This is a genomic window from Mesorhizobium sp. M7A.F.Ca.CA.002.05.1.1 (assembly GCF_003998335.1).
In the GTDB taxonomy this organism is placed as follows: Bacteria; Pseudomonadota; Alphaproteobacteria; order Rhizobiales; family Rhizobiaceae; genus Mesorhizobium.
Genome location: NZ_RZQI01000654.1, coordinates 1 through 3,420, shown reverse-complemented (window position 1 = coordinate 3,420; position 3,420 = coordinate 1). Strand labels below are relative to the sequence as shown.

Here is a 3,420-nt window from a genome sequence, read left to right as displayed (position 1 = left end):
GGTCGCGCACGATCTCGTCCAGCGCGCCGAACGGCTCGTCCATCAGCAGCAGGTCGGCATCGAAGGCCAGCGCACGGGCAATCGAGGCGCGCTGCTGCATGCCGCCCGAGAGCTGCCAGGGATATTTCTTCTCGAAGCCAGAGAGGTTGACGAGCTCGAGCGTGCGCTTGATACGCTCGCCTTGCTCCGCCTTGGACAGGCCCATGATCTCCAGCGGCAGCCCGACATTGCGCTCGATCGTCCGCCACGGAAACAGCGCGGCGGCCTGGAAAACATAGCCATAGGCGCGTTTCTCGCGCGCCTGCTCTGCTGTCATGCCATTGACCGAAATCGTCCCCGAGGTCGGCTTCTCCAGATCGGCGATGACGCGCAGCAACGTGGTCTTGCCGCAGCCCGAAGGGCCGATGAAGGAGACGAACTCCCCCTTGCCGATGGTGAGATCGACGTTTGACAGCGCCTGCACCGGCCCGTCATTGGTCTGGAAGGTCAGTCCGAGTTTGCTTGCCGCGACGACGGCTGGCGAAGTCCCCGTCATCGGCTGCCGCCTGCCTGTTTCCGTCCCTGCGGCGGCTGGAATCCGATTGCTTTTATCGCGATGTTGTTTTCCACTTATCCTGTCCCATTTGGCCCTGTCCCACTGACCTTGTCCCACTCGATCGACGCCCGGAGTTTCCCCGATGTCGCCCAAACCCACCTGTCATCTTATCCGCCCTGAAAGCACTTATGAAGGCAAGCAGGGATTGACCTATTTCGCCGGCATCGCCGCCGAGACCGTCGGCGCCTCCGGCATCTGCATGCACATGCTCACCATGCCGCCCGGCGCACGCGCCAAGGCGCATATGCATGAGAGCCACGAGACGGCGATCTACGTGCTCTCCGGCGAAGTCCACACCTGGTACGGCGACCGGCTCGAGCATCATATCGTGGTCAAGGCCGGCGACCTCTTCTACATTCCGGCCGGCGTGCCGCATCTGCCGGCCAATCTGAGCAGCGCCCCGTCTTCGGCCGTCATTGCCCGCACCGATCCCAACGAACAGGAAAGCGTCGTCCTGCTGCCGGAACTGGATGCACTGGTCGCCTGAAGCCGGTATCGACGGGCTAGGATCCCACCGGTCAATTGCCCGAGGTTTGCGCTGCCCCTCATCGCCCTGCCGGGCACTTCTCCCCGTATAGTGACGGGGAGAAGGACGATTTCGCGGAGGATTTCGCCAATCTCCGACGTTACAAAAAAGGGCGGCGAGGTTGCGTTCATCTCCCTTCTCCCCGTCAGTATACGGGGAGAAGGTGCCGGCAGGCGGATGAGGGGCGGCGCCGAGTTCGGCAATTATCGGCACTGCGACACATCCCCAAAGGCGGCGCCGTGTTTGTCGGCAATCATCCGTTTCTTGGCGTTCTTCGAGCCGCGCAAGCTCAAACCCCGGTCGCCGGGATGCCGGTGCGTTCCACCTTGCGCGGCGCGGAGATTTCCTTCCACGTCGACAGCGCCCGGTTGACCGCCGCATTCGGCTCGCGGCCAACGAACTCGCCATGACCGGGCTTGGCCTTGACCTCGGCCTCCTGGATCGACAGTTCGCCACGCGAGAACACGAACCGCGGCAGACCGGTCACCTCGAACCCTTCGAACACGTTGTAGTCGATGACAGACTGCTGCTTCTTCGAGGTGATCTTCTTCTTGCGCTGGGGATCCCAGACGACGATGTCGGCGTCGGCGCCCTCTACGATGGCGCCCTTCTTCGGATACATGTTGAGGATCTTGGCGATGTTGGTCGAGGTCACCGCGACGAACTCGTTCATCGTCAGCCGGCCGGTGTTGACGCCGGTGGTCCAGAGCACCGGCATGCGGTCTTCAAGCCCGCCGGTGCCGTTCGGAATCTTGGTGAAATCGCCGACGCCGTTGCGCTTCTGCTTGGTGCTGAAAGCGCAATGATCGGTCGCCACCACCTGCAGCGAGCCCGCCTGCAGGCCCGCCCACAGCGAATCCTGGTGTAATTTGTTGCGGAAGGGCGGGCTCATCACGCGGCGCGCCGCATGATCCCAGTCCTTATCGAAATACTCGCTCTCGTCCAGGGTCAGGTGCTGGATCAGCGGTTCTCCGAACACCCGCATGCCCTTCTGCCTCGCGCGGCGGATCGCCTCGTGGCTCTGCTCGCAGGAGACATGCACGACATAGAGCGGCACGCCGGCCATGTCGGCGATCATGATGGCGCGGTTGGTCGCCTCGCCTTCCACTTCGGGTGGCCGTGAATAGGCGTGGCCCTCGGGGCCGTTGTTGCCGGCAGCCAGCAGCTTCTGCGACAGGGCGGCAACGACATCGCCATTCTCGGCATGCACCAGCGGCAGCGCGCCGAGATCGGCGCAGCGCTGGAACGACGCATACATCTCGTCGTCATCGACCATCAGCGCGCCCTTGTAGGCCATGAAATGCTTGAACGAGGTGATGCCCTTGTCGACGACAGTGGCCATCTCGTCGAACACCTGCTTGCCCCACCAGGTGATCGCCATGTGGAAGGAGTAGTCGCAGGACGCTTTCGAGGTCTTGTTGTCCCACATCTGCAAGGCTTCGAGCAGCGACTGCTGCGGCGCCGGCAGGCAGAAATCGACCACCATGGTGGTGCCGCCGGAGAGCGCGGCGCGGGTGCCGGATTCGAAATCATCGGCCGAATAGGTGCCCATGAACGGCATTTCGAGATGGGTATGCGGGTCGATGCCGCCCGGCATGATGTAGCAACCGGTGGCGTCGAACTCGTGGTCGCCATGCAGGTCCGAGCCAATGGCGACGATCTTGCCGTGCTGCATCAGCACATCGGCCTTCCAGGTGCGGTCGGCGGTGACGATGGTGCCGTTTCGGATAACTTTGGTCATTAGCTGTTCCCTTGTTCTCTTCGCGCTTCTTTGCGAGCGTCGTTTGGAGGTAGATTCTAAGCTCACTCCATGATGACAGCCGTCTCCACCACCGCATGGAACAAAACATCGGCACCTGCCGAAGCCCATTCCTTGGTGATCTCCTCGGCCTCGTTGTGGCTCAAGCCGTCGACGCAGGGGCACATCACCATGGCGGTGGGCGCGACGCGGTTGATCCAGCAGGCGTCATGGCCGGCGCCGGAGACGATGTTGCGGTGGGAATAGCCGAGACGTTCGGCGGCATCGCGGATCACCTTGACGCAACCCGCGTCGAAGGTGACCGGATCGAAAGCGCCGACCTGCTCGATCTCGTAGCGGATGTCGAGCGCATCGCAGATCGTGTCGATGCCTTCGCGGATGCGGCCGTCCATGGCGTCCAGCACTTCCTTTTCCGGGGAGCGGATGTCGACGGTGAAGACGGTGCGCCCGGCGATGATGTTGCGCGAGTTAGGATAGACCTCCATGTGGCCGACCGCGCCGACGGCGTCCGGCTGGTAGTCCATGGCGATCTCATGCACC

The 3,420-nt window shown here is 62.9% G+C and carries 4 protein-coding genes; 1 reads left to right on the top strand and 3 read right to left on the bottom strand.

The window, feature by feature from the left end:
- Nucleotides 1–535, bottom strand: a 535-nt coding sequence (locus EN939_RS26010) for an ABC transporter ATP-binding protein (RefSeq protein ID WP_164751220.1), incomplete at its 3' end; no start/stop codon positions are given.
- A gap of 142 nt (nucleotides 536–677) precedes the next feature.
- Here EN939_RS26010 and EN939_RS26005 point away from each other — a divergent pair.
- Nucleotides 678–1,082 (top strand): cupin domain-containing protein, encoded by a 405-nt coding sequence (locus EN939_RS26005; RefSeq protein ID WP_127270638.1) that lies wholly within the window; start codon nucleotides 678–680, stop codon nucleotides 1,080–1,082.
- Between the two features lie 328 nt (nucleotides 1,083–1,410).
- Here EN939_RS26005 and hydA read toward each other — a convergent pair whose 3' ends face one another.
- Entirely contained in the window at nucleotides 1,411–2,862 is a 1,452-nt protein-coding gene (gene hydA, locus EN939_RS25995; protein WP_127270636.1) for a dihydropyrimidinase, read from the bottom strand.
- Between the two features lie 62 nt (nucleotides 2,863–2,924).
- A partial coding sequence (locus EN939_RS25990) for a M20/M25/M40 family metallo-hydrolase (protein WP_127270634.1) occupies nucleotides 2,925–3,420 on the bottom strand: 496 nt, incomplete at its 5' end.